The sequence below is a fragment of the Parapedobacter sp. ISTM3 genome (assembly GCF_016533505.1).
GTDB lineage: Bacteria > Bacteroidota > Bacteroidia > Sphingobacteriales > Sphingobacteriaceae > Parapedobacter > Parapedobacter luteus.
Map to the genome: position 1 here is coordinate 407,119 of NZ_JAENGN010000001.1, position 22,920 is coordinate 430,038.

General features: G+C 49.3%; 14 protein-coding genes and 1 tRNA gene. 10 read left to right on the forward strand and 5 right to left on the reverse strand.

The window, feature by feature from the left end:
• Positions 1–373: 373 nt before the first annotated feature.
• Positions 374–895: a hypothetical protein gene (locus JHJ32_RS01760; protein WP_200119451.1), complete on the forward strand. Its 522-nt coding sequence runs from the start codon at positions 374–376 to the stop codon at positions 893–895.
• 35 nt (positions 896–930) lie between these two features.
• The gene (locus tag JHJ32_RS01765; RefSeq protein ID WP_200119454.1) at positions 931–1,488 is read left to right on the forward strand and encodes a hypothetical protein; all 558 of its coding nucleotides are present in this window, start codon (positions 931–933) and stop codon (positions 1,486–1,488) included.
• 63 nt (positions 1,489–1,551) lie between these two features.
• Here the strand turns inward: JHJ32_RS01765 and JHJ32_RS01770 are convergent, their stop codons facing one another.
• Positions 1,552–4,305: a DUF5695 domain-containing protein gene (locus JHJ32_RS01770; protein WP_200119456.1), complete on the reverse strand. Its 2,754-nt coding sequence runs from the start codon at positions 4,303–4,305 to the stop codon at positions 1,552–1,554.
• Between the two features lie 400 nt (positions 4,306–4,705).
• Between JHJ32_RS01770 and JHJ32_RS01775 the strand changes: the two genes are divergently transcribed.
• The 3 genes from JHJ32_RS01775 to JHJ32_RS01785 all read left to right on the forward strand — a co-directional run bounded on the left by JHJ32_RS01775 (position 4,706) and on the right by JHJ32_RS01785 (position 11,889).
• Positions 4,706–7,684 carry a SusC/RagA family TonB-linked outer membrane protein gene (locus JHJ32_RS01775; RefSeq protein WP_200119466.1) on the forward strand — a complete coding sequence of 993 codons (2,979 nt, stop codon included), beginning with the start codon at positions 4,706–4,708 and terminating at the stop codon, positions 7,682–7,684.
• A gap of 28 nt (positions 7,685–7,712) precedes the next feature.
• A complete protein-coding gene (locus JHJ32_RS01780) occupies positions 7,713–9,317 on the forward strand; it encodes a RagB/SusD family nutrient uptake outer membrane protein (protein WP_200119469.1) in 1,605 nt (534 codons plus the stop codon).
• A 208-nt stretch (positions 9,318–9,525) separates the two neighbouring features.
• On the forward strand, positions 9,526–11,889 hold the full coding sequence (locus JHJ32_RS01785; RefSeq protein WP_200119473.1) for a TonB-dependent receptor: 2,364 nt from the start codon (positions 9,526–9,528) through the stop codon (positions 11,887–11,889).
• Position 11,890: 1 nt separating this feature from the next.
• Here JHJ32_RS01785 and JHJ32_RS01790 read toward each other — a convergent pair whose 3' ends face one another.
• The gene (locus JHJ32_RS01790; protein WP_200119475.1) at positions 11,891–12,775 is read right to left on the reverse strand and encodes an AraC family transcriptional regulator; all 885 of its coding nucleotides are present in this window, start codon (positions 12,773–12,775) and stop codon (positions 11,891–11,893) included.
• Positions 12,776–13,122: 347 nt separating this feature from the next.
• Here JHJ32_RS01790 and JHJ32_RS01795 point away from each other — a divergent pair, with 347 nt between their 5' ends.
• The 3 genes from JHJ32_RS01795 to JHJ32_RS01805 are packed head-to-tail and all read left to right on the forward strand — an operon-like array spanning position 13,123 to position 18,718.
• Positions 13,123–13,995: a sugar phosphate isomerase/epimerase gene (locus JHJ32_RS01795; RefSeq protein ID WP_079714929.1), complete on the forward strand. Its 873-nt coding sequence runs from the start codon at positions 13,123–13,125 to the stop codon at positions 13,993–13,995.
• A 16-nt stretch (positions 13,996–14,011) separates the two neighbouring features.
• Positions 14,012–15,145: a Gfo/Idh/MocA family protein gene (locus JHJ32_RS01800; RefSeq protein WP_200119477.1), complete on the forward strand. Its 1,134-nt coding sequence runs from the start codon at positions 14,012–14,014 to the stop codon at positions 15,143–15,145.
• A gap of 57 nt (positions 15,146–15,202) precedes the next feature.
• Positions 15,203–18,718, forward strand: coding sequence for a PVC-type heme-binding CxxCH protein (locus tag JHJ32_RS01805; protein WP_200119479.1), 3,516 nt, complete (start codon positions 15,203–15,205; stop codon positions 18,716–18,718).
• Between the two features lie 60 nt (positions 18,719–18,778).
• Here the strand turns inward: JHJ32_RS01805 and JHJ32_RS01810 are convergent, their stop codons facing one another.
• Positions 18,779–19,267, reverse strand: coding sequence for a hypothetical protein (locus tag JHJ32_RS01810; RefSeq protein WP_200119481.1), 489 nt, complete (start codon positions 19,265–19,267; stop codon positions 18,779–18,781).
• 3 nt (positions 19,268–19,270) lie between these two features.
• Positions 19,271–19,624 (reverse strand): DUF6152 family protein, encoded by a 354-nt coding sequence (locus JHJ32_RS01815; RefSeq protein WP_200119483.1) that lies wholly within the window; start codon positions 19,622–19,624, stop codon positions 19,271–19,273.
• Positions 19,625–19,932: 308 nt separating this feature from the next.
• On the opposite strand from JHJ32_RS01815, the gene JHJ32_RS01820 reads away from it, so the two are divergent.
• Positions 19,933–21,447 (forward strand): hypothetical protein, encoded by a 1,515-nt coding sequence (locus JHJ32_RS01820; protein WP_200119485.1) that lies wholly within the window; start codon positions 19,933–19,935, stop codon positions 21,445–21,447.
• On the opposite strand, the gene JHJ32_RS01825 is transcribed toward JHJ32_RS01820, so the two are convergent.
• Positions 21,448–22,608 carry a BamA/TamA family outer membrane protein gene (locus tag JHJ32_RS01825; RefSeq protein ID WP_200119487.1) on the reverse strand — a complete coding sequence of 387 codons (1,161 nt, stop codon included), beginning with the start codon at positions 22,606–22,608 and terminating at the stop codon, positions 21,448–21,450.
• 235 nt (positions 22,609–22,843) lie between these two features.
• Here JHJ32_RS01825 and JHJ32_RS01830 point away from each other — a divergent pair.
• Positions 22,844–22,916: transfer RNA gene (locus tag JHJ32_RS01830), tRNA-Thr, on the forward strand.
• Positions 22,917–22,920 lie beyond the last annotated feature (4 nt).

Sequence of the window (22,920 nt, forward strand, 5' to 3'; positions counted from 1 at the left end):
ATCTGTTCGAGTAGTTCGATATGGAGGCCGATGTAGCTGAGTTGGATACGGCAAGCAGTACCCAGAAACTGAGCGTTATGCCTTATCTTAACTTTGCATCCATAGTTGTTGACGCTAAAATAAACAATTCAGCTTTTCTTGATGGTCTCATATTAAGGCCGCATGAATAATATATCCCTCTTTTCTTCTATCCATCAAAAAGACTCATGTAAAGGGCAGGAAAAGATTTCAAAGAAATGCGAGCACAAGCTGGCCAAGAATCTACATCGGCTTGGAATTTCGTCATGGTAATGTCATATTTGTTTGTTTGTTTGTTTAATTCTAAACGCTTTTCAAAAGCTATTTTAAAACAATTATAAAGGAATTATACAACATGAAAAGACTGTTATTATTATTTATCATAGGAGCACTTTTTTCCTGTAATAAAAACAAGGAGGACATCGATGGAACGACTGACTCCGTGCAGCTTACTGCTGCGGAAAGGCAAAAAATAGCCGCATTGCAAGCCTCTGGACAGTCCGATGCCGCAATCCGGTTCAAAGATCTATGGGAAGCAGCATTGGAAAAAGCAAAACAAGTAGACCTGATAGTACAGAGCAATCCGAATGTGATGAAAACTTGGCCGGAGTATATACAACTGTTGCAATATGCCCGTGAGAATAAAGCTGTCATCGCCCCGATTATTGTAAGTTACTTGTTTGATGACGGCAAAAAACCGGAGCCTACCACGCAACAACAATATGAAAACAGCTTGGCTATCCTATTGATTAGCTCCGTGATGCAGGAAGAATACCAGACAATTTATGACGAGGTGATCAAAGAGTATGGCACTTCTTCTTTTGAGGCTTGGCAAATAGCAAGGCTGTTGTTTAAAGAGTTCTTAGCCACGTTATAAGACATTATCATAGCTTCAAAATTAAATAACAAGACATGAAAGCTATTATTTTCTTAGCTATGTTATCACTTGTAATTTGCCTATCGTGCAATAAAGAGAATGTCAATGCAGGTTCAAGCGATTTAAAATTAAAATTGATAACCATAGCCGGTACGACAGCGCAGGGCGATGAATCAGATGATAATCGCGTCATCGCTGTTCTGGATATAAAATCCTATAATGCTAAAACCGGAGAGGTGATTTTTTACAATAAACTGCCGAATAATATAGGCGACTGGCAAAATAACCGATATCATGTAAATGTGTACGCAAATAACGATACCCATTTATTTACGCTGACTTATTCAAATTCTTTTTTCAGTCACCTGTATAACGAGCCTGTCCTGTATTATTCGTTACTGGACAACAGCGATATACCGGGCCTTACCACAAAGAAAAATAGGTGGTATATGCTAAGTGGTTATCCGTATGGCAAAGTAATAGGCTCCGAAACCATAACTGATGATGAACAATGGGAGAATTTTCAGAAAATAGAATCCGAATGGAATTTGTTCATTGATGAATTAAAAAGAACCGGGAAGTATATTAATTAGCTTAATCAACAGTATCCCCGCCGTACTATCGACGGGGATATGTTGCGAATGGTAAAAAGAAACCTATTTGCCTCGTACCCGGACGGTGCGAGCACCGGATCCGTTCGGTACCACGTATTGCCCCTGCCCGTTCTTTTCAAACCCGGCAAGCGCAACGTCGCCACCGGTCTCCGTGCCTTGCTTGGTTATCCGAAGTAACGTATTCGGTGTATGCTCATCTGCTCCCGCCAGCGTGAGTGTGACCTCGCCGGTCTTGGTGTTATAGGACACTTCGTCAATTTTGCCCGCATCGGCATTTATCCAAAGGCCAATGGGAGCCAGATAGACCCGCGACCGTGCAGCCGAGGTGATTTTTGTGCTGACCAAATCGCCTTTTTCGGAGAGGCTTCCACTGAATGCCAACCAGCCGAATTCGGGATGATTTACGATGTAGGTGCCTGAGTTGACGGCATAGCCATAAAACCCACAGCCATAGTCACCGGCGTAGCCATCGATGGCCAGCGTGGAGGGATAGGAGTGAAAGGCTGCCGGCCCAAAACCGTCTTCGGTAATATTGGCTAACGCCCCCATGGCACCGGCGTGACCTACGCGAAGCAGGTAAAAGTCGTCCGGATGGTCGCGGTAATGGGTAAGCACGGGGATGGCGTTCAGTCCAGAACCATAGTGGTGCAGCTGACGCTCAATGCGGGAAAGCTTCCCGCCATATACGAAATCCCAATACCGCCGCGCGCTGCCGTTGTACCCCCAATGGGGAACGGTGGGCATATAGGCGAGGATGGCATTAAGCGTGACCATCGATTTTTCATCCATGCCGAAGTAGCGCGACCATAGGTATACTTCTTCCTGGCCGGTGGAGTCCCATGGCATCTCGCTGCCGAAAGGGTACGCCTGCTGCTCCCAACGGTCGGCCCGCTTGCGCATGGCTGCTTCCATTTCACTGGCCATTTCGGTAAGCCCTTCGGCCTTCAGGTCGTTGAGTACCAGTAAAAAAACCGAGCCTTCCATGAGACCAAACCGCGTGTAATAGGGCGCATGCTTCATCATCGCCATAGTGGTGTGGAACGCGTTTTCAAGCGATTGCTTCCAGGGGATATCATCGGCGTAGCCCACATGGTATCTGCCCAGGCGATACATCGTCCAGTAAGCCGCAACCACGTGCGGATAGTTATACGATCGGCCCGGATCGTCGGCTTCCTTTTTCTTCCAGGCCGACCACCCACGGAAGGGGATGCTGTCTACGTAGGTGCCTTTCGGCATGGAGTCGGGCTCATAATAGAACATGCTTTTCTTTACCGCATATTTTAGTGGCCCATCCTTGTACTGGATGCCGCCCCAAAGCGTCTCATTAACAAAGCGCTTCAGTTTTTCGACTTCCGCCTTGTTCGGCCGCAACACTTGCTTCATCATCGCAGCCAACCAGCTGCCTGCACCGGCCTCGTCGCTCAGTCCGACAAACCAGGCGCGATTTTCCTGCGTAAGCTTCCGTTTGACGTCATAGTCGTAGTTGATGATCGAAGGGGCGCGTCCAAAGGGGTCGCGTTGGTCGTCAAACCATTGCTCAGTGGTAAGGAAATGTCCGAGCTTATCTACCGTTTCCTTTTCGGGGCTAATGACCTTGTAGTTGATGGTTTGCGTCAACCCATCGGCATACGTGACCGTGAGCCGGGAACGGCCCCAGGTATTGCCCGCAATCTCATAGGTTTCCCATCCATGTTTGGTTTTCTTGCCGCGTTTGATGGTTAGGGAGCCGGCAGGATAGGCTGCAACCGATTTCACCTTGCTGCCGTAATTCAGGAATAGCTTGGCCGTTATGTCTTTCGGGACGACATAGCCAGGCACGCCGACAGCGACAGGGCGTTTTTGGTTAATCAGCTCGTCTTCGATTTGGCGAACACTTGGCGCCAGGGCGAATTTCAGTGCGAATGATTTGCTTTGTCCCGCCTTGAGCAGCGTAGAAGTCGGCTCGTTCCACTGCGCTACGCCTTTCCATTCGTCGGCTGCATACGCCTTACTATGGATCATCCATTCGTGGAAGCCCTCGAAAACGATGCCGCGCGGCGTTGGATCGTCATTCAGCGGGTGGTACGCTTCAAATGGTGCATTTTCATGGGGAAGAACAAGCAATACAGGCCCTTTGCCATGAAGCCTGTTTACTTGTAGATAGCCCGCATCCATACCGATGTAAGGATCAAAAAACACATTGTCTGCATGCGCTTCATCGAGGTGCTTCCCTTCCAGAATATTATTAAAAATCAAGGGTATACCCAATGCGCCGATTTCAATGTCATGTGTCGTCTTGTTGGTCAGTTCGAAACGCAATATCAAATGGCCATCATCGTTTTGCCAAAAACGCTTTACGGCTAAGGGTACATCGTTTGGGAGTGTAGGAGCCAGATCTGCCGCAGCAAGTATACTGCCACTTGCAGACAGGGGAATGACGGGCGCTCGTTTAGCAGCACTCGAAAACGATTGCCAGTCGCCACTGGCACCGGTGCGGACTCGGAAATTGATGTCGCCTAATTGGTATAATCCGTCTTTTGCGCGGACTTCCAATCGCTCGTCCGGTGTGTAATCAAACGCTGTATCGGCCAATGGTGTAAGTCCTGCCACGGTCTGGGAAGCTTTGACGAGCTTCAATTTCAATGGCGCTATGTCAAATTCGGAAACGCCTTGTTCAAGGCCCAAGGTTGATGGAAGATCGGCAATGCGCTCCCATGGCGACTGTGCCAAGCTTTGAGATCCAATAAGTAAAGAGGCAAGTAACAGGAAACTTCCACTACCCAGGTGTTTCAATAAATCTTTTTGTCTTTTCATCATGGTGTATACTTCATAACAAATGTAAGTATGACATTTTTAAAATTCTTGGCGATATTTGCTTGATTGTACTTATATCTTAGCCAGAAACAAAAATAGGCCTAATTTAGGAGCTGTAATGCCTTTTTCGGGATAACGGAAGTCCGTGGACAAATTTTTACCTATTTCGCCTAGTTAATTTTCGGTTTGCATCTGCGAATATGTTGTTAGTCTGGCGATAGGCGACGGCTTATCTTTGTCATATAAGATGTCATATTGACGTTTCTTTCATAACCAATTGTACCCAATTGTAATTGGGGCCATCATTAGCTGCTAACATATCAAAAATAGGCCTAATGATTACCATATTAAGTGTTAAAATAACGTGAATTATGATTTTAATAACCAAGCAATTAACTAATGTATGAAAAAGCTATCCATTTTCTTTGCTTTCCTATGTGTATTCGTCACCCAATTAGGATTAGCGCAACAGCAAACCACCTTAAGGGGGAAAGTCCTGGATGAATCGGGCGTGCCGGTTGTGGGGGCTTCAGTCAATTTGAAAGGTACGCAGACCGCTACTTCAACTGATGAATCGGGAGATTTCGTCGTCCAGTACGTTTCGCCGGCTATCTTGCAGGTGACCGCTTTGGGGTTTGTGAGTCAAGAGTTTAGCCTCACCGATCAAACAACCTTAACCATTCAGCTGGTCGTGACAGAAGAAGCTTTGGAGGAAGTGGTGGTCGTGGGGTACGGCACGCAGCGAAAGGGAGAAGTGACCAGCGCCATCGCCAGCGTAAAATCTGAAGATTTTGTCAAAGGCACCGTACGCGATGCCGCTCAACTAATTCAAGGAAAGGTAGCGGGGCTTCGAATCACCACGCCTAATGGCGATCCGAACGCGACAACGCAGATCAACTTGCGCGGGCTCAATTCAATTAATGGTTCGCAGAATCCCTTGGTGCTGATTGATGGCGTGCCCGGAAACATTGCAACCGTCGCACCTGAAGACATCGAGTCTATCGACGTGCTGAAAGACGGTTCGGCAGCGGCTATCTATGGTACGCGTGCTACCGGCGGCGTTGTATTGATTACCACGCGCAAAAACAGGAGCGCCGAGCCGCGTTCTTCGATTGAATACAATAGCTATGCCAATGTACAGACCATCTTTCGGAAACCGGAAATGATGGATGCCAATGACTACCGGCGGTTGATTGCGGAAGGATATGATTATGACGATTATGGTGGCAATACCAATTGGCTTGACGAGATGTTGCAGAATCCGGTCAGCCACAATCACAACCTCACGTTTTTCGGCGGCAGCTCGCGGACAAATTTTACCGGTTCGCTGAACTATCGGGGCTGGGAGGGGATATTGCTGAAGACCAATCAAGAACGGCTAACCGTGAGGGCCGACCTCAACCATGAGATGTACGATGGCAAGCTGCGGACAAATATCCAAGTCATCAATCAAAGCCTTTCGGCCAAGCAAGGTGGCGCAGGCGGCTGGGCTTGGCGGCAAGCTATGATTCGGAATCCGACGGACGAAATCAGGAATGCTGATGGAACCTGGAAAGAAGGAGACGCGTATATGTACGACAACCCGTTGGGGATTACTCACGAAACAATCAACGACCGCATTTTCCGTGAAACCCGTTTCAGCGGTTCGTTGGATTACCGGCCCATCGGTGACCTGAGTTTGAAGATGCTGCTGTCGCGGGTGGTAAACAACAACCTTACCGGTAACTCGACGACCTTCCAGCACGTCAATACGACTAAAAATAACCTGAATGGAACGGCCAATCGCTCGACCATCTCGAATACCGAAGACCTGCTGGAACTGACGGCCAACTACAACAAGACGTTCGGCGATCACCGTTTGACCCTCTTGGGCGGTTATAGCTATCAGCACAACGTGGGCGAGTTTTTCAACGTATATAATTTCGACTTCCCAAACGATGACTATTCGTATAACGAACTGGAAGCCGGAGCCGCACTGCGGCGTGGCCAGGCGACCATGGCCAGCAACAAGGACATGTGGAAGCTGATCGGTTTCTTTGGTCGGGTCAATTATTCCTGGAAGGAGCGGTACATTGTTACAGCAAGCGTGAGGCGGGAAGGTTCAACCACGTTCGGCGAAAACAACCAATGGGGTACGTTCCCAGCATTCTCCGCAGCTTGGAATGTGGGTAATGAAGACTTCATGCAGCCTGTCGGATTTATATCGGACCTTAAGTTGCGTGCTGGCTTTGGGGTGACGGGGACCATCGCTTCCTCACCTTACCAGTCACAAACCAGCTATAATTTCGACTGGACCCAAGGTGCATTCATCAACGGCGAATGGGTACAGGGATTTGTGCCTGCGCGGAATTTCAACCCTGACCTGCGCTGGGAAAAAAAGGAGGAGTGGAACGTTGGCCTGGAGTTCGGGCTATTCAATAATCGCGTGACCGGTGCGCTGGACTACTATACGCGCAATGTAAAGGATCTGCTGTACAATTTTGGGGTGCCTACCCCGCCGTTCTTGTACAGCAGCATGATGCTGAATGCCGGGGAAATGCAGAATTCAGGCTTCGAGGCCCTGGTGAATGTACGGGCGGTGGACAATGGGAGCTTCAAATGGAATACGAATGTCGCCTTTTCGACCAATAGGAACAAACTCGTCAACCTTTCCAATGACCAGTTCAACGTGACCACGGAGTTTTTCGATTGGGGACATACTGGAGAGCCTATACAGGTGTCCACCCACCGGGTAAGGGTCGGCGGGCCGATCGGCCAATTCTTCGTGCTGAAGAGTGTCGGATTGGATGACGACGGGAAGTGGCTGGTCGAAAGCCGGGAAGGCGAGACCATCCCGATTGGCGATGCCACGCCGGAAGACCGGCAATATTATGGAAACGGAATACCTAAATATAACCTGGGATGGAACAATACGTTTAATATTCAGCGCTTCGATATTGCAGTGAATTTCCGCGGTGCGTTTGGCCATCAATTGCTGAATATGCAGCGCCTATACTATGAAAACCCCGTAAACAAGGCGTACAACGTGCTGAAAACGGCTTACGACCCGGTATATGGCAAGCAATTGAACAACGATCTGGTGTACGTATCCCACTATATCGAAGATGCCGATTACCTGAAAATCGATAACGTCACGCTGGGTTATACCTTCAAACCGGATGCGATCAGGGGGATAAGCAACCTGCGCCTATACGTTTCCGGGCTCAATCTCTATACCTTCACCGGGTATACCGGAATTGATCCCGAAGCGGTGAACATGGGCATTGTTGAGGACGGCATGGGCGGGGCTCCTCAAAACTTCACGTTTTCGCCGGGCATAGACCATCGCGATAAATACCCCAATACGCGGACGTTTACCCTCGGATTAAATGTTACTTTTTAATGATTACTGAATTAAGACTGATATACTCATGAACACGAAAATAGTAAAAATCGGCGCGCTCATCGCCCTGCTGCTTGCTGGGGGCTTCAACTCGTGCACGAATTTGGATGAGGAGGTATATTCTGAAGTGCTTGAGCGGAATTTTCAGCCAACGGAGCGTGATCTGCCCTACATTCTGGCTCCCGTTTACGCACCGTTCCGGACCCTGATGTTTGGTTGGCAGGGATATTTTGACCTGCAAGAAGAGTCTGCCGACATTATTATTACTCCTGTGAGGCCAAATGGATGGGATGATGCGGGTACCTATCGCCGGATGCATCAGCACAACTGGACGTCCGAACAGTGGCAACCAACCAATACGTGGAATCAAGCGTATTCGGCAATCAGCCGGGCAAACCGGGTCATTATGCAGATCGAAGACGGTGCATTGCCATTGCCGGAAGACGTGGGCAGGGACGCTATCGCCGAATTGCGGGCCGCTCGTGCACTGGCTTACTACTTGTTGTTGGACAACCATGGCAATGTGCCCATTGTAACCGACTACCGGGATGACTCGTTGCCCGAACAAAGCACGCGGCAGGAAGTTTACGATTTTGTGATCACAGAACTGACCGAGGCATTGCCGCTGCTGTCGGAAGAAGTCGCCCCGATGTACGGACGCATGAACCGGTGGGCAGCCAAGGCACTGCTTGCTAAGATTTACCTGAATGCGGAAGTATACATCGGTACCCCACAATGGAATAAGGTCATTGAAGAAACAGATGAAATCATCACAAGCGAAGCCTATTCATTGGATATGAATTACTCCGATGTGTTCACCTACACCAATGAGAACTCGGGCGAAATCATTTTTGCGGTACCCTACGATGAGATTTATGGCACAGGCAACCAAATCCATATGAAAACCCTCGATCCGTTGAGCCGGTTGGTGTATGCGATGGCTGCGGGCCCTTGGGGTGGTAACTGTGCGGTACCTCAATTTATCGACACGTATGATCCCGAAGATAGCCGCTTATACGATACGTGGATACAGGGCCCCCAATACCACGCTACCACAGGCGAGGAAGTGATCAACTATGTCAAGCACGTGCCGGGTATCGGTGGTGATGGCACCGTTGCGCCAAGTAACGCCGGTTACCGCATCGGGAAGTATGAAATAAAAAAAGGAGCTACGGGCAGCTTGGATAACGATTATCCCATGTTCCGTTATGCCGATATCCTCATGATGAAAGCAGAGGCTTTGCTGCGCACGGGTGACGCGAATGGTGCGGCAGCACTCGTCACGCAGGTAAGGCAGCGTGCTTTCAAGGATAATCCCGATAAAGCTACCGTTACGGGGGCGCAGCTCGGACAGGGAAGTAGCTACAACTACGGCTGGCAGGATACGGACGGTTCTGTGGATGCTGTAAACGGTGGCACTGATATCGAGTACGGCCGATTCCTCGACGAGCTCGGCTGGGAGTTTGCCGCCGAAGCACATCGCCGGCAGGATTTAATCCGTTTCGGCGTTTTCCAAACGAAAACATGGTTTAATCACCGGCCCCATCCACAGGCTCAAACCCGTACGCTTTTCCCTATTCCGTTTGCTGAGCTGACAAAAAATCCGAATCTTACACAGAATCCGGGATATTAATAAAGTATAGGATGATTCATAAAGAGCCATGCAGCACATCCGCCGCATGGCCCTTTTTATGACGTCGGTGGCCAGTGTCCGCCTTTGCTTCGACGATCGTGCGTGGGGCAGATGCTTGTCGATCAGACTTGTTATCCGGAGGAATATTAGTAATTTCGGCATCTCGAAATAATACCAGAAGATACTTACTATAAACATCAAAAGCACTATGCTTCGCTATTACCTGTTTTTTGTATGCTTGTCGCTTTTTTATGCTGCCACCGCTCAATATGCGATTAAAGGCAGAATAACCGCAGATAGCGGCGGAATCCCCCGAGCCAGTGTACAGTTGCTAAATTCAAATTTGGCTGCTTCGACGGATGAAAACGGGGACTTTGCCCTTGAAGGTGTTCCGTCAGGCAGGCACCTATTGCGGGTAAGCGCCTTGGGCTATGCCGCAGAAAACCGCACTGTAACGGTCAATGGAGACGTCATTGTCGATATTCAATTGGCCAGCGTCGAAAACCGGCTGGATGAAGCGATCGTGACGGCACATAAAATGGAACATGACCCCCATGATATTCCTGCGAGTTTATCGGTGGTTGGTGCGAAGGAAGTTGAGCAGCAGTATATTTGGAACATCATGGATGTGGCGGCGGTGGTACCAAACCTGAATATCGCCAATCCTGGCGACAACCGGAATGTTGCATCCATCCGCGGCATCACCACGACGTCCTACAATCCTGCCGTGGCTACTTATGTGGATGGCGTAAATCAATTCGGGCTCGATACTTATATACCGTACCTGCAAGATGTGGAGCGTATAGAAGTGCTGCGTGGTCCGCAGGGCACGCTGTATGGTCGTAATGCAATGGCTGGGGTCATTAATATCGTTACGAAGCAGCCAACGAATAACGTGAGTGGATTAGCGGAGGTAAATCTGGGGAATTATGGACAGCAGCGATACCTTCTGGGAATACGCATGCCGGTCTTGAAGGACAAATTGTTCTTTGGGGCTTCGGGTATGTTTAACGGGTTGGACGGTTTCTACACCAATGATTTCGACGGTTCGCACTATGACAAACAACATACCGTCTTTGGTAATTATTACCTAAAATATTTGCCCAACACACAATGGGCGATGACATTAAATGTAAAACACGTTTCGAACCGAAACAATGGGGCTTTCTCACTGATCATGGGGCTTGACGATGCTTTTGAACATCCATTTCGCCTGAATCAAAACGCCAAGACCACGATGGTTGACGAGTCGCGCAATGTGTCGCTGGCTATCAACCATTTCGGCCAGGCGCTCAACGTTAGCGCACAAACGGCCTTCCAGTCTAACTACCGGTATTATCGAGATCCTATCGATGGCGATTTTTCGCCCCTGGATGCCGTTTCGATAATCAATGATTACGGCAAAGATTGGAATAATGTACGTGTATTTACGCAGGAAGTCAAAGTCTCTTCGTCGCCGTCAAAACATGCCTTGATGAGCTGGACGGCGGGTGCATTTTTGTTTCATCAGGATGCTCCCACGAAGCAAGGAACGTATTTTGGTGCGGATGCCGGAATGATGGGAGAAGGTACGCCGACCCACGCTACAAGCGTATTGACGAACTCGGCGATCAATCGGGGAGCTGCAGTTTTCGGCCAGATTGGCTTCCGGTTTGAAAGTGGGGTGGAGCTCCAAGCGGGGCTTCGCTATGATTACGAGCACGCACAATTGGATGCCCGAGGAGAATTCCAGCCCGATGGCGGAGAGTTGGTGGTCGTGCAACCGGATACGGCGGCATCGGCTAATTTCAATGCTTTTACGCCGAGCGTGAGTATTAAATATGCATTTGACGAAGCACATCACCTCTATGGTAGTTATGCCCGTGGCTTTCGGGCTGGAGGGATTTCGCAATTATCGTCCGACCCAGGCGAGGCTTCTTTGCGATCGTTTGCTCCGGAGTATAGCAATAATGTCGAAATCGGCACCAAGAATTTATTATGGGACCGGCGTTTGGAGCTGAATCTGGCGGTGTTTTATTCACGGGTCAATGACGCTCAAGTCCCTACATTAGTTTTGCCGGATGCGGTTACGGTAACGCAAAATACGGGCCGCATGGAAAGTATGGGCGGCGAGCTGGAGGCGACTGCCCGCGTGGTGCGTCACCTAAGTTTATGGGGCAACGTCGCATTTACCCGTGCGCGCTACCTCGACTTGAACACGGCGGGCAATGGAGGCAATGTGCAGCTAAAGGGTAACCGGCCGGTATTTACGCCAGATTGGACTGCCTTTTTGGGAGCGCAGTATGTGGTTCCCGTCGATAGGACCAAACGGCAACAGTTGCAACTGGGCGCCTATGCAAAATTTTTCGGTCAACAGTATTTTACCGTGGAAAATACCCTGGGACAGGGGGCTTACAGTCTGCTCAATGTCAATATCGGTTATTCCCTGATGGGTTATGAACTGATATGCTGGGGTCAGAACCTCGCGAATAAACGCTACATCGACTACGCTTACGACTTCGGTTTTGCTGCCGTGCACATGGGCAGGCCGGCTACTTATGGCCTGACGCTCCGGAAACGGTTCGGGCTTTAGTTCAGAGCGTCATAAACTTCTGCCGATATTCGGTGGGGGTCATGCCGACAAATGTTTTAAACTGTTTATTGAAATTTGAGAGTGTGTTGAAGCCTGATTCATAACAAATTTGTGCGATGCTCCTGGCCTCCTCCGTGGCGAGCAGTTTGCACGCATGCCGGATGCGGAGCTCTGTGAGAAAGTACGAAAATGATTTACTCGTTTTCATGGTAAAATACCTGCTGAATGAGGTGGGGGTCATATTCAACAGCGAAGATACTTCTTCCAACGTGATTTTGTGCTTGAAACGTCTGGCGGCATAGTTGTATACCGTATTGATGCGGTTTGTCTCTACGTCCTTTAACTGGTAATAAACGGCATCATCATGGAGCAGTCGATATTCTTTGCTTTTGGAAAGCAGGTCGAGTATCCTGAATAACTGGATGATACTTTCCAAACCGTGCAGGTGGACAAGCTCGACCATCAATTGGATGGTCGTTTGCGCGGTTTTTCCATAAAGCTCCATTCCACGCCTTACCTTTTCAAGCAATAGTTTCAATTGCGCAAATTCTTCTTTATCAATCAGCGGGCTAAGTGCTGTTGCATTGAAGTAAATCACCAAGCCTCGGCTGTTCTTTTCGCTGCAGGGGTCAAAGTAACACTCATCGCTTCGCCAAAGATGCGGAATATTGGGGCCAAGAAATGTGAGGTCGCCACTATCAAACGGTTTGACCGTGTTGCCGACGAATTTGGTGCCCGTGCCTTCGAGCACTAAAAAGAGCTGGTACTCCATATGGGCATGCCAGGTCGCATCAAAATGCCTGTCGTGGAGTTCGCGCACAAAAAACACATTGGACTCGGGTATCCGCGTCTTTTGTATGGCGGTTTTTTTTAAGGTGACGTTCATGATGGTTTATCTTTGGTTGCTGCATACAGCAGCGATTGTTCGATACGTTTACGCCACACTATTCTTCACATCGTCATGGTGTAGAGCGTATATATCCAAATCTAATAAACGGAAGCTTATCCCGATTATTGTAATGAAAATGTTAGCTAATTATCCAATAACGCTACGTAAGTATTGTAGAATGGATAAAATACAGTCAGTATTTGTTAATTAATAGGTGTGTCAATGCGTTGTAAGCCCCTATCTTAGCACATACATAATAACCAATAACGTAAACAATTATTCGATTATGACATGCGTAATTATACATTCACCTATGGTGGCAAAATAAAATAAATTATTTTTTTATGGCTTTACATGTTAAACGAGGTGTAAGTACTTGGTTATGGGTATCCCCATTTACCACAAAAGAGGCCGGGTCGTTATTTGAAAAGATAGCGGCGCTCGGCTATGATGCTGTGGAAATCGCTGTGGAAGATCCACAATTGGTTGATACCCAAGCTGTGAAGGAAATGCTGTTTAGGAATAACCTGGAGGCGGTTATCTGCGGGGCATTTGGCCCAACGCGCGACTTGACCAATGATGATGAGCGTTTGCAGCAAACCGGACTCGCTTATATCGAAGAATGTTTGAATATAGCGGATGACTTGGGAGCCCGGTTTGTTGCCGGTCCGATGTACGCTGCCGTAGGAAAGGCCCGGATGGTGCCCGCTGAACAGCGGGCTATCGAGTGGGAACGGGCGGTAACGAACCTGCGGACGGTATGCGAGCGTGCTGCGGCAAAAGGGCTGCAGATAGCCTTGGAACCGTTGAACCGCTTTGAGTCGGACTTGATCAACAATGTGGACGATGTGCTGCGCCTTATTGACGATATTGGCCACCCTGCCGCAAAGGTGTGCTTGGATATGTTCCACATGAACATCGAAGAGCCTGATCCGGAGGCCGCTATCCGCAAAGCCGGTGACAAGCTGATTCACATGCAGGTATCCGAAAATTACCGGGGTACACCTGGTACAGGAAATGCCAATTGGGATGCTTATTACCGTGGGCTGGCAGCAATTGATTATCGGGGGACCGTATCCATTGAGAGCTTTACGCCGGAGAATAAAGAGCTGGCAGCAGCCGTGTGTATTTGGCGTAGTTTGGCGGATAGCCAGGATGCTTTTGCCCGTGATGGATATGCGCATTTAAGTAAATGGATAACAGGTTTTTACAATTAAATAAAAGAAATAGATTATGATCAGCAAAAAGCCAATTAATGTAGCGATTGTCGGCTTAGGTTTCGGGGCAGAGTTCATCCCCATTTACCAGCAACATCCGGATGCGAATATGTATGCCATCTGCCAACGGAATGAGGAAAGTCTGAATAAGGTGGGCGATGCCTTTGGTATAGCAAAACGATATCGCGATTACGACGAATTGCTAAAGGATGACCAGATTGACGCAGTACACATCAATACCCCCATTCCCAACCATGCCGAGCAGTCATTAAAGGCACTCCGGGCAGGCAAACATGTGGCTTGTACCGTGCCAATGGCCACCACGGTGGATGAATGCCGGCAATTGGTGGAGGCCGTTGAAGAAACCGGCTTGACCTACATGATGATGGAAACGGTTGTTTATGCCAGGGAATTTCTTTTTATGAAGGAGCTATATGAAAAAGGTGAGCTGGGCAAGCTCCAGTTTCTAAAGGCCAGCCATCAGCAGGATATGGACGGGTGGCCGGACTATTGGCCGGGGCTGCCCCCGATGCATTATGCCACCCATTGCGTAGGGCCTGTACTGGGGCTTACACGTAGTGAGGCTGAGTATGTATCATGCTTCGGTTCGGGGACCATCAGGGAAGCGTTGCATCACTACTACAATTCGCCTTTTGCTGTAGAAACGGCTCACATTAAGTTCAGAAATTCGGATTTGAGCGCGCATGTATACCGTTCGCTGTTTGATACTGCCCGTCAGTACCGCGAGAGCTTTGAGGTGTACGGCTCGAAGAAAGCGGTGGAATGGCCGCTTATAGAGGGGGAGCCTTTGGTCGTGCATACGGCTAAGAAGCCCGAACCCGAAATCCCTGAAGAAGTGATATGCCCTGATTTTGCACATTTGCTGCCTGAGCCGATCCAGCACTTTACCACCGGAGGTGTGTATGATGAAGGTGAGAACCAACATTTGTCTTTTATTCAGGGCGCAGGTCATGGTGGATCTCACCCGCATTTGGTACACGAGTTTGTCAGTGCGTTGGTGGAAGGCCGACAGCCGTTCCCAAATGTGCGGCAATCCGCTAATATCACTTGTGTGGGGATTTTGGCACATGAGTCTGCTTTGAAGGGCGGCGAAATCATCCGGTTACCGGAGTTTACCTTATCAAAGTAATGGCGTATCCGCATGAGGTCGTCTTTTAATGTCAATAAATGTCAATCAAACAATAAAATGAATAAGTTAATTAGAATCGGGCTATTGTTACTGACCCCCTTGTTCTTTTTGAACTGCGGTGGCCAAAAAAACAAGGACGATGGTCCCCGGCGGCTTGAGTTGTTCTTTCTGGGCCACGCCAGTAAACATCATGATTCGGAATTATTGGCCGACATCTTAGCCCAAGCGTATTTCCCCGAAGGGATCAATATCACGTATTCTGTAGACCCCGATGATCTTACACGTGAGGATTTGTACCGGTACGATGGATTAATTGTGTACGCTAACCACGATTCCATCAGCCCCGCGCAGGAAAAGGCCTTACTGGATTATGTGGCTTCCGGTAAAGGGTTCATTCCTTTACACTCGGCTTCATTCTGTTTTCGCAATTCGCCAGAGGTGGTGGCGCTCATCGGTGGGCAGTTCAAAAGCCATGGCGGCGGCGCATTTTCTGCTGAAATCGTGATGCCAGACCACCCGGCGGTGGAAGGTGTGGAGCCTTTTGAAACCGAATGGGACGAAACTTATGTGCATGATAAAATTGCCGATGACATCGTGGTGTTGATGGAGCGTGTGGATAGTACGCATCGTGAGCCGTATACCTGGGTGAAGGAATATGGAAACGGCAGGGTATTCTATACGGCATTTGGCCATGATGAGCGGACATTCCGTAATCCGGGATTCCTTCAGTTGGTAAGAAGCGGTATCCGATGGGCCGTTGGGGAAGAAGCGGTCAAAAAAATGGAAGAATATACCATTGCGCAACCTACCTATGAAGCGGGGAGGATGCCGAACTATGAGCGCCGCGATCCGCCACCGAGATACCAGCACCCATTGAGCCCCGAAGAGTCGCAGACCCTGATACAAGTGCCAGTGGGCTTCAGACTGGAATTGTTTGCCAGTGAACCGGATATTAAAAAACCCATCGCGATGGATTGGGACGAAAAGGGAAGATTATGGGTGATTGAAACCGTTGACTACCCCAATACCGTACGGAATGACAAGGGACAGGGCGATGACCGCATCACCATTTGTGAAGATACCGATGGTGATGGCAAAGCAGATAAGTTTACGGTGTTTGCAGAGGGATTGAACATCCCGACGGCATTTACGTTTGTCAACGGCGGGATCGTAGTGGCGCAGGCACCTCATTTCCTTTTCTTGAAAGATACCGATGGAGACGGCAAGGCCGATGTGCGCGAAGTGCTGATAGACGGCTGGGGTACGTACGACACCCATGCCGGACCGTCCAATTTGCGGTATGGCATGGATAACAAAATCTGGGGTACGGTGGGTTACTCAGGTTTCGAAGGTACGATAGGAGGCCAGCCATTCAAGTTCGGCGCAGGCGTGTACCAATTTGACGGTGAAGCCAAACAATTTGAGTATTTGGGCAACACCTCCAACAATACGTGGGGGCTCGGGTTTTCCGAGGAGTTCGACGTTTTTATCTCTACGGCCAACAACGAGCACAGCGATTTTTTTGCTATTCCGGCACGCTATTATGAAAAGGCCAACCTGCATGAACGGGGTATCGAGAAAATTGATGCGCATTACAACATGCATGTACTGACCAAAGACCTCCGGCAAGTGGATGTGCATGGCGGCTTTACTGCAGCGGCCGGCCACAGCTTGTATACCGCCCGTGCCTTTCCGCAGGAATACTGGAATAGGGTAGCATTCATTTCAGAACCCACGGGGCGGCTGGTGCATCGCCACATCTTGGAGCAGGTCGGTGCCGGTTTCAAGGAGAAAGGCGATGGCTGGAACATGATTGCCAGCGCTGATAACTGGTTTGGACCGGTAGAGGCTAAAGTAGGCCCGGATGGTGCGTTGTGGGTACTGGATTGGTATAACTTCATCATCCAGCACAATCCGACACCTGAGGGTTTTGAAACCGGGGAAGGTAACGCCTATATCGATCCGCTCCGCGATAATACAAAAGGGCGCATCTATCGGCTGGTTCATGAAGACGCCAAACGCTATAAGCCGCTTAAGCTGAATCCTGAGCGTACAAGCACCTTGGTGAATGGGCTGAAAAGCGATAATATGTTTTGGCGGCTTACCGCACAGCGGCTGCTGGTAGAGTCTGGCGGTAAGGAAGCCGCTGGCGACCTGCATAAGCTTATTCGGGATAGGTCTGTGGATGAGGTGGCCGTCAATGGTGCGGCAACTCATGCTATTTGGGCGTTGCATGGGTTGGGATTATTGGATGGGTCTGATGAAAGCAGCATTTCGGTGGTCATTGAAGCGTTGAAACATCCCGCACCTGGCGTGCGCCGGGCCGCTATTCAAACGCTTCCGGCAACTGAGCCCGATGTGGTGCAGCAACTTCTTGCGTCCGGTGTAACGCAGGACCCCGACTTGCGCGTGCGCCTGGCGGCTTTCTTAGCCTTGTCAGATGCGGCACCAACAGCGGAGATCGGCAGCGCCGTGTTTGAGGCTGCGCAGCAACCGGAAAATATTGGAGACAAATGGGTATCCCATGCACTGCTTATCGCAGGAACAGTACATCGGCAGGCCTTTATGGATGAATACCACCAGAAATTGGGACACCCGGATCTTTCCAACACCGACGGATCGCTGGGCGAACGTATTGTCGCAGGCAAGCGCATGACGGTACTTCCTTTGACCACCGAACGGGGGGGCACAATCGGCGGGCGGCAAATCCCTGACTTTGTTAATCAGGAGATAAGCTTTGTGGCCGATGTCCTGCCGGGTGAAATGCGCCGTGTTTTACTGGAGGGAGTGCTCATATCCCATGGCGACAACCGCGACGGGTATGCTGTGTTCCTTAAAGATGGCAAAATCTATTTCCAGGTCAATCAAAAGGGAAGAAAAGCCATCATCCATTCCGCGGATTCGTTACCCGGGCAGTTTAAGGTAAAAGCTTCGCTGCTTGCAGGCGGAAAGATGACCCTGACCGTGGATGACAAACAAGTAGCCGAAGGAAAGGCAACCGGTTTATTTGCCGAAATGCCGGGCGGGTTTATCCGCATAGGGCATAACCGTCAACGCCGTTGGGGTGATGATTCCCCCCGCATTGCGAATGTTGGCGACTACCCCGACGACTTTCACTTCACCGGTCGCCTGGAGAATACGCGCCTTGTCATTGTAAACACGCACGACGTTGGAGAGGGGGAGGCTGTTGCAGCCGATGAATCCATCACCATTAAAGCTGTCATCGGCGAAATGAAATACGATGTAACGAATTTTACCGCCAAGGCCGGACAGACGTTGAAAATCATCTTCGAAAATCCGGACCATATGCAACATAATTTGTTGGTACTGAAACCGGGAACACTCGACCGGGTGGGGCAAGCAGCGGATGATTTGGCCAAGCAGCCTAATGGCGTGGAATTGCAGTATATTCCCAATACGCCGGATGTATTATTCAGTACACCGCTGGTTAATCCGGAGGAACGTTATGAACTAACGTTTACGGTGCCTACCACACCCGGGGATTATCCCTATGTGTGTACGTTCCCCGGCCATTGGCGTATCATGCAGGGCGTCATGCGGGTGACAAGATAACAAGGTACAAGCCCCCTCTTGATTCACGTCCATCCAAGAGGGGGCTTTTTAACCCAAGCTTTAATAAGCCAATAAGCGCCCGCAAGCGATAATGGCCAGCCAAACGATGACGGAAAAGAAGGCGGAGATTTTGGCCGCAGAAGGCAGGTTTGGCTGAATTGTCGATTCGATTCGGCGGGAGATCAGCTTATGGAATACCCAGGCATTGAGACCCGCGATGCCCAATAGGGCCAATTTGAGGCGGAATGTCGGATCGGAAGCCAATGATGCAGCGTTGGTCATAAATAACAGTATTCCCGACGGAATAATAAGCAACAACCCTTTTGCCGACCAAGCCAGTAGGTAACGTGATAGCGCCGGAAACGGTAAATTCCTGGAGAACCCCAGCAGATGCAGGTCAATCAAAAACGCACCCCCTACAAGCATAATGATACCCACAATATGTGTAATTTCCAGAACCGGGTAAGCCCACAGGGACTGCCGGATACCGGATGCCAACGGCGTGCTTTCCAGCCACTCAAAGAAATGCGGCGATGTGTCAGCGCGCATTGGTTAACGTAGCTCGTATTTCTCGCCACCGATGAATATCCGTTCGGCACGCATTTCCGTCTTTTTGGTTTTATGGGGATAGGCGACTATCCGCAATGATGTGCCTTTTTTAATCATATCCGCAGAGACACCACGGGTTTTCATCCGGCTTGCGGGCGCCAGGTAAACTGTCCAGCGTGCTCCGTTGTATTTTACTTCAGCCAGTGCATGGGGGTTTTCGTAGATAGAATGCTCGATCGCTGACTGGAAATCCAATACTTTCGTTTGGTCATAATTGGCCCATCCATGGTGGAAGGCAGTGAACGATACGCTGAGCAAAAAGACCATTGCCAACGTAACCCTTTTTAGGTAAGTCATGGTTCGCGGGTTTTAATGTGAATAAAGCAACTTGATCCGAATACATAACAACCGGACAGTGAATTATGTTTCGCTCATCATTTATTAGTTGTTAATTTTTATTCCTTTTTGTCAGCGCTAAGAAGCTGTCAATATCCTAATCGTTACTCAATTTTATGACTTTGTAAAGATTGGCTTACATTGCAGGGGCTGACTGGTAGTTTTTTGCCAAATCGCTTATTTTTGGTTTGACACGTAAACGCATGTCCGGCCTCTACCTAATCGGAGCATAAGCTGAGATTATTGTTTCACCTTATCATATCTTACTTATGAAATCGCTACAACACTTCTTGCACCGTTTTGTCTGCTGTATGTTCGTTGCCGGTACTTTATTGAGCTGTAAACGGAATATTCCCGTTCCTTTGCCCTCTCCAGAAACGTTACATACCGTCACCTTTAGATTAACCGGTTTTGAAGCTGATGTCGTGCCCATGCGGGGGGCGGCGGCACGTCTGGCTTTTGGCGATCTACGCGCGCGTGGGTTGGCGCTGCGGAATATCGAACCCGGTATAGAGCCGCAGTATTTATACTATTGGTCTTTTAACAATGAAACGTTGGAACCGGATATCGCGATAGACGGGGCGGGAGCAGGGATTGCATTTGATGGGGCCGGGGCGTTGGATTTTGGGAGCGGCTTTGCGCTGGCCCCCTTTGAGGCAGGGCAGGCCTGGAGCATCCGCGGTCCGCAAATGGCTGAAATAAGCTTGCCGCTATATGGTGTTGAATCGCTGACTGCCTTTGCCTTTGACATCAGTAGTTCTAATACAGGGCCAAAGGATTTTATACTTACCTATTCCATAGACGGAGGAACCAGCTATGAAACGCTTAGTCCGACCAACCAATTCGAAAATATGGGAGCCCAGGTTCGCAATTCCTATTCGTTTGATTTGGGCACCTTGTCGGATTTTACCGGCGTACTGAAAATTAGGATGGAGTTTCTGCCGGGCGACCGTGAAGGTGCAGGCAATTACAATGAAAATACCGGGGTGGTGAAACTCGACAACATCCGTATTGCTGGCGTGTACAACGGTGAGCCTGTTGGCAATCCTTCGTTACCGGATATCCTGCATTATTTCATATTCGACGCTGACAATGGCGGTATAGCCAAACAGCAGCGGCTATCATTGGGCGAATTGCAAGGCGATGGTATGGTGGAGGTGATGTTGGCCGGAGGTACTTATGATATCGTGTTCCTGGCCTATCGGTCTAATGATGGAATACTGTTGCCCGACGAACTTGCTGATGCCAATGCGTTTTATTTTGGCCAGCACTTTACAGACGATCAAGCCATTACTTATGCTTCGCTTGTCAATAGGGTTGAGGTAACCGATGCCGATGAAGAGGCAACGGTGACACTGGGTAGGTGCTATAGCCTGGTGGAATTCGACTTTACGGATAGGGTACGTGACCTGCTTACGGTAAAAAAAATAGCCGTAACACGGCTGCATGATAATTACCTGTATACGCCGTTCGGTGCGCCGATAGCCTTGCCGATTACCGACGCGCACACCATGGTGTTCGACGGGTTTACGGATGCGGAAGATTATCGGATTGCTTTTCATCAATTTTTGGGAATGCCCACCGACACTCGCCATGTGCGTTATGAAGTGACGGCATACGATGAGGATGACGAATTGTTGAACAAGTTCAGCGTGGATGAGCATATTCTGAACAGTGTCCAATTGAAATTCAGTGGCCGATTGCTGGGGACGTTGGGCAGTATCAACGGATTTAACGTGGAACTTGATACGGAATGGCACGATAGGGTGGAAAGCAAGTTTTGATTAAAACGCTTCACTCAAGGATAGGTAGAATCCGCCCTGGCGTTTTTCTCCCGGGCGCTGTTCGCCCACGCCGTATTCTAATCGGACGCTGCTGTTGTGTTCCAAATCAAAAAAGTAGCGCAGCCCTCCACCATAGGACGGGATAAACCGGGCATTTTTAAGGCCGTCATGGTATGTGGAACCCGTGCCTGCGAAGGCAGCAACACCGACACGCGGATGGAAGCGGTAACGTAGCTCGCCTTGTGCGGCAAGTAAACTGCGGTCCCGGTAACGGCCCAGGTAATAGCCACGCATCATCATGTCGCCACCTAATTCCCGGTATACGTAAAAGGGTACTCGTGGGCCCAAGGTAGTCTCAAAGTGGCTGTTTAGCCCCAGTGTAAGCTGGTTAGTCAATGGAAAGAAAGCTCGTAGATCGATATCCACCGTGCTTCCTTTGAAATGGTGGCCACCGCCGATACCGGGCGAATAGGCATACTTCGCGCGTGCATAATAGCCTTTAGTGGTGTATGTGTTCCTATTGCGTGTGTCAAACAGCTGGGAGACGCCGATGAGGAGATGCTGCCCGCCCGTTTGGCCATAGGGCGGCGTCCGATCAAATATTCCATCTTCCTCTTTGTCAAAAAAAGTCAGATGCTCGTAAGCCAAGTTGAGTCCTGCGTAATAGTTGGGGGCCAACTTGCGCTCGCCCTCCAGCCGTATCCTTACCATACGTTGGGTTAAAACGTCTTGATTTTGTTCTAACGTCTGGTTGCCCAGCCCGTAAAAGTTGAAAGGGAAGTTGCGGAAACGTAATTCACTGGTGTAATGGTACAGATTGTCTGTCGTCCAGATATCTGACTCCAACTTAAGGTTGGTTTGCCGCTCGGTAGTGAATGTGCCAATAAATGTGAGATTGGAAGTACGGATTGCGTGGTCTGCCTTGTTTACATAAAAATTATAAACCCCCGCCAGACCAAATTCCAAGCCGGTTTCCTGGGCATATCCCAACGCGGGGACGACGATAAAGCCGGCTGACCGCGTGCTGTCTTTTTCGGGGGAAATAAACCGTTTCACCAGGGGATGCTCCCAAAGTCCCCTTCTTTCCTGTGCAAGGGCAGGCACGATGGCACACCCCAAACATAGGCCGATCAAATAGCGTAGAACAAATCTTATAATCATTTTGCGGAGCGAAGATAAGGATAAGAAGCGGAAATTGATGCGATATCACGCACGCCGGCAGGGGGATATCAGATTTTTGTAAATAATTTTTGTATTAAAACAAGTTTGTATATCTTTGCAGTCCCTAAGGAAAAGGGGTGTTTTTCAACGTTTATATTTAGTAACTAAACTAAGCGAGGCACGCCGAGTAGGGTAAAGAGGGAAAGTGGATTTCCTACGTTTTTTGAAGGTTTTTGCCTCCTTAGCTCAGCTGGTAGAGCAACTGACTTGTAATCAGTAGGTCGCTGGTTCGATCCCGGCAGGGGGCTCAAA

Coding starts and splice junctions, on each gene's coding strand:
- JHJ32_RS01760 (WP_200119451.1), top strand. CDS start 374: ATGAAAAGACTGTTATTATTATTTATCATAGGAGCACTTTTTTCCTGT.
- JHJ32_RS01765 (WP_200119454.1), top strand. CDS start 931: ATGAAAGCTATTATTTTCTTAGCTATGTTATCACTTGTAATTTGCCTA.
- JHJ32_RS01770 (WP_200119456.1), bottom strand. CDS start 4,305: ATGATGAAAAGACAAAAAGATTTATTGAAACACCTGGGTAGTGGAAGT.
- JHJ32_RS01775 (WP_200119466.1), top strand. CDS start 4,706: ATGAAAAAGCTATCCATTTTCTTTGCTTTCCTATGTGTATTCGTCACC.
- JHJ32_RS01780 (WP_200119469.1), top strand. CDS start 7,713: ATGAACACGAAAATAGTAAAAATCGGCGCGCTCATCGCCCTGCTGCTT.
- JHJ32_RS01785 (WP_200119473.1), top strand. CDS start 9,526: ATGCTTCGCTATTACCTGTTTTTTGTATGCTTGTCGCTTTTTTATGCT.
- JHJ32_RS01790 (WP_200119475.1), bottom strand. CDS start 12,775: ATGAACGTCACCTTAAAAAAAACCGCCATACAAAAGACGCGGATACCC.
- JHJ32_RS01795 (WP_079714929.1), top strand. CDS start 13,123: ATGGCTTTACATGTTAAACGAGGTGTAAGTACTTGGTTATGGGTATCC.
- JHJ32_RS01800 (WP_200119477.1), top strand. CDS start 14,012: ATGATCAGCAAAAAGCCAATTAATGTAGCGATTGTCGGCTTAGGTTTC.
- JHJ32_RS01805 (WP_200119479.1), top strand. CDS start 15,203: ATGAATAAGTTAATTAGAATCGGGCTATTGTTACTGACCCCCTTGTTC.
- JHJ32_RS01810 (WP_200119481.1), bottom strand. CDS start 19,267: ATGCGCGCTGACACATCGCCGCATTTCTTTGAGTGGCTGGAAAGCACG.
- JHJ32_RS01815 (WP_200119483.1), bottom strand. CDS start 19,624: ATGACTTACCTAAAAAGGGTTACGTTGGCAATGGTCTTTTTGCTCAGC.
- JHJ32_RS01820 (WP_200119485.1), top strand. CDS start 19,933: ATGAAATCGCTACAACACTTCTTGCACCGTTTTGTCTGCTGTATGTTC.
- JHJ32_RS01825 (WP_200119487.1), bottom strand. CDS start 22,608: ATGATTATAAGATTTGTTCTACGCTATTTGATCGGCCTATGTTTGGGG.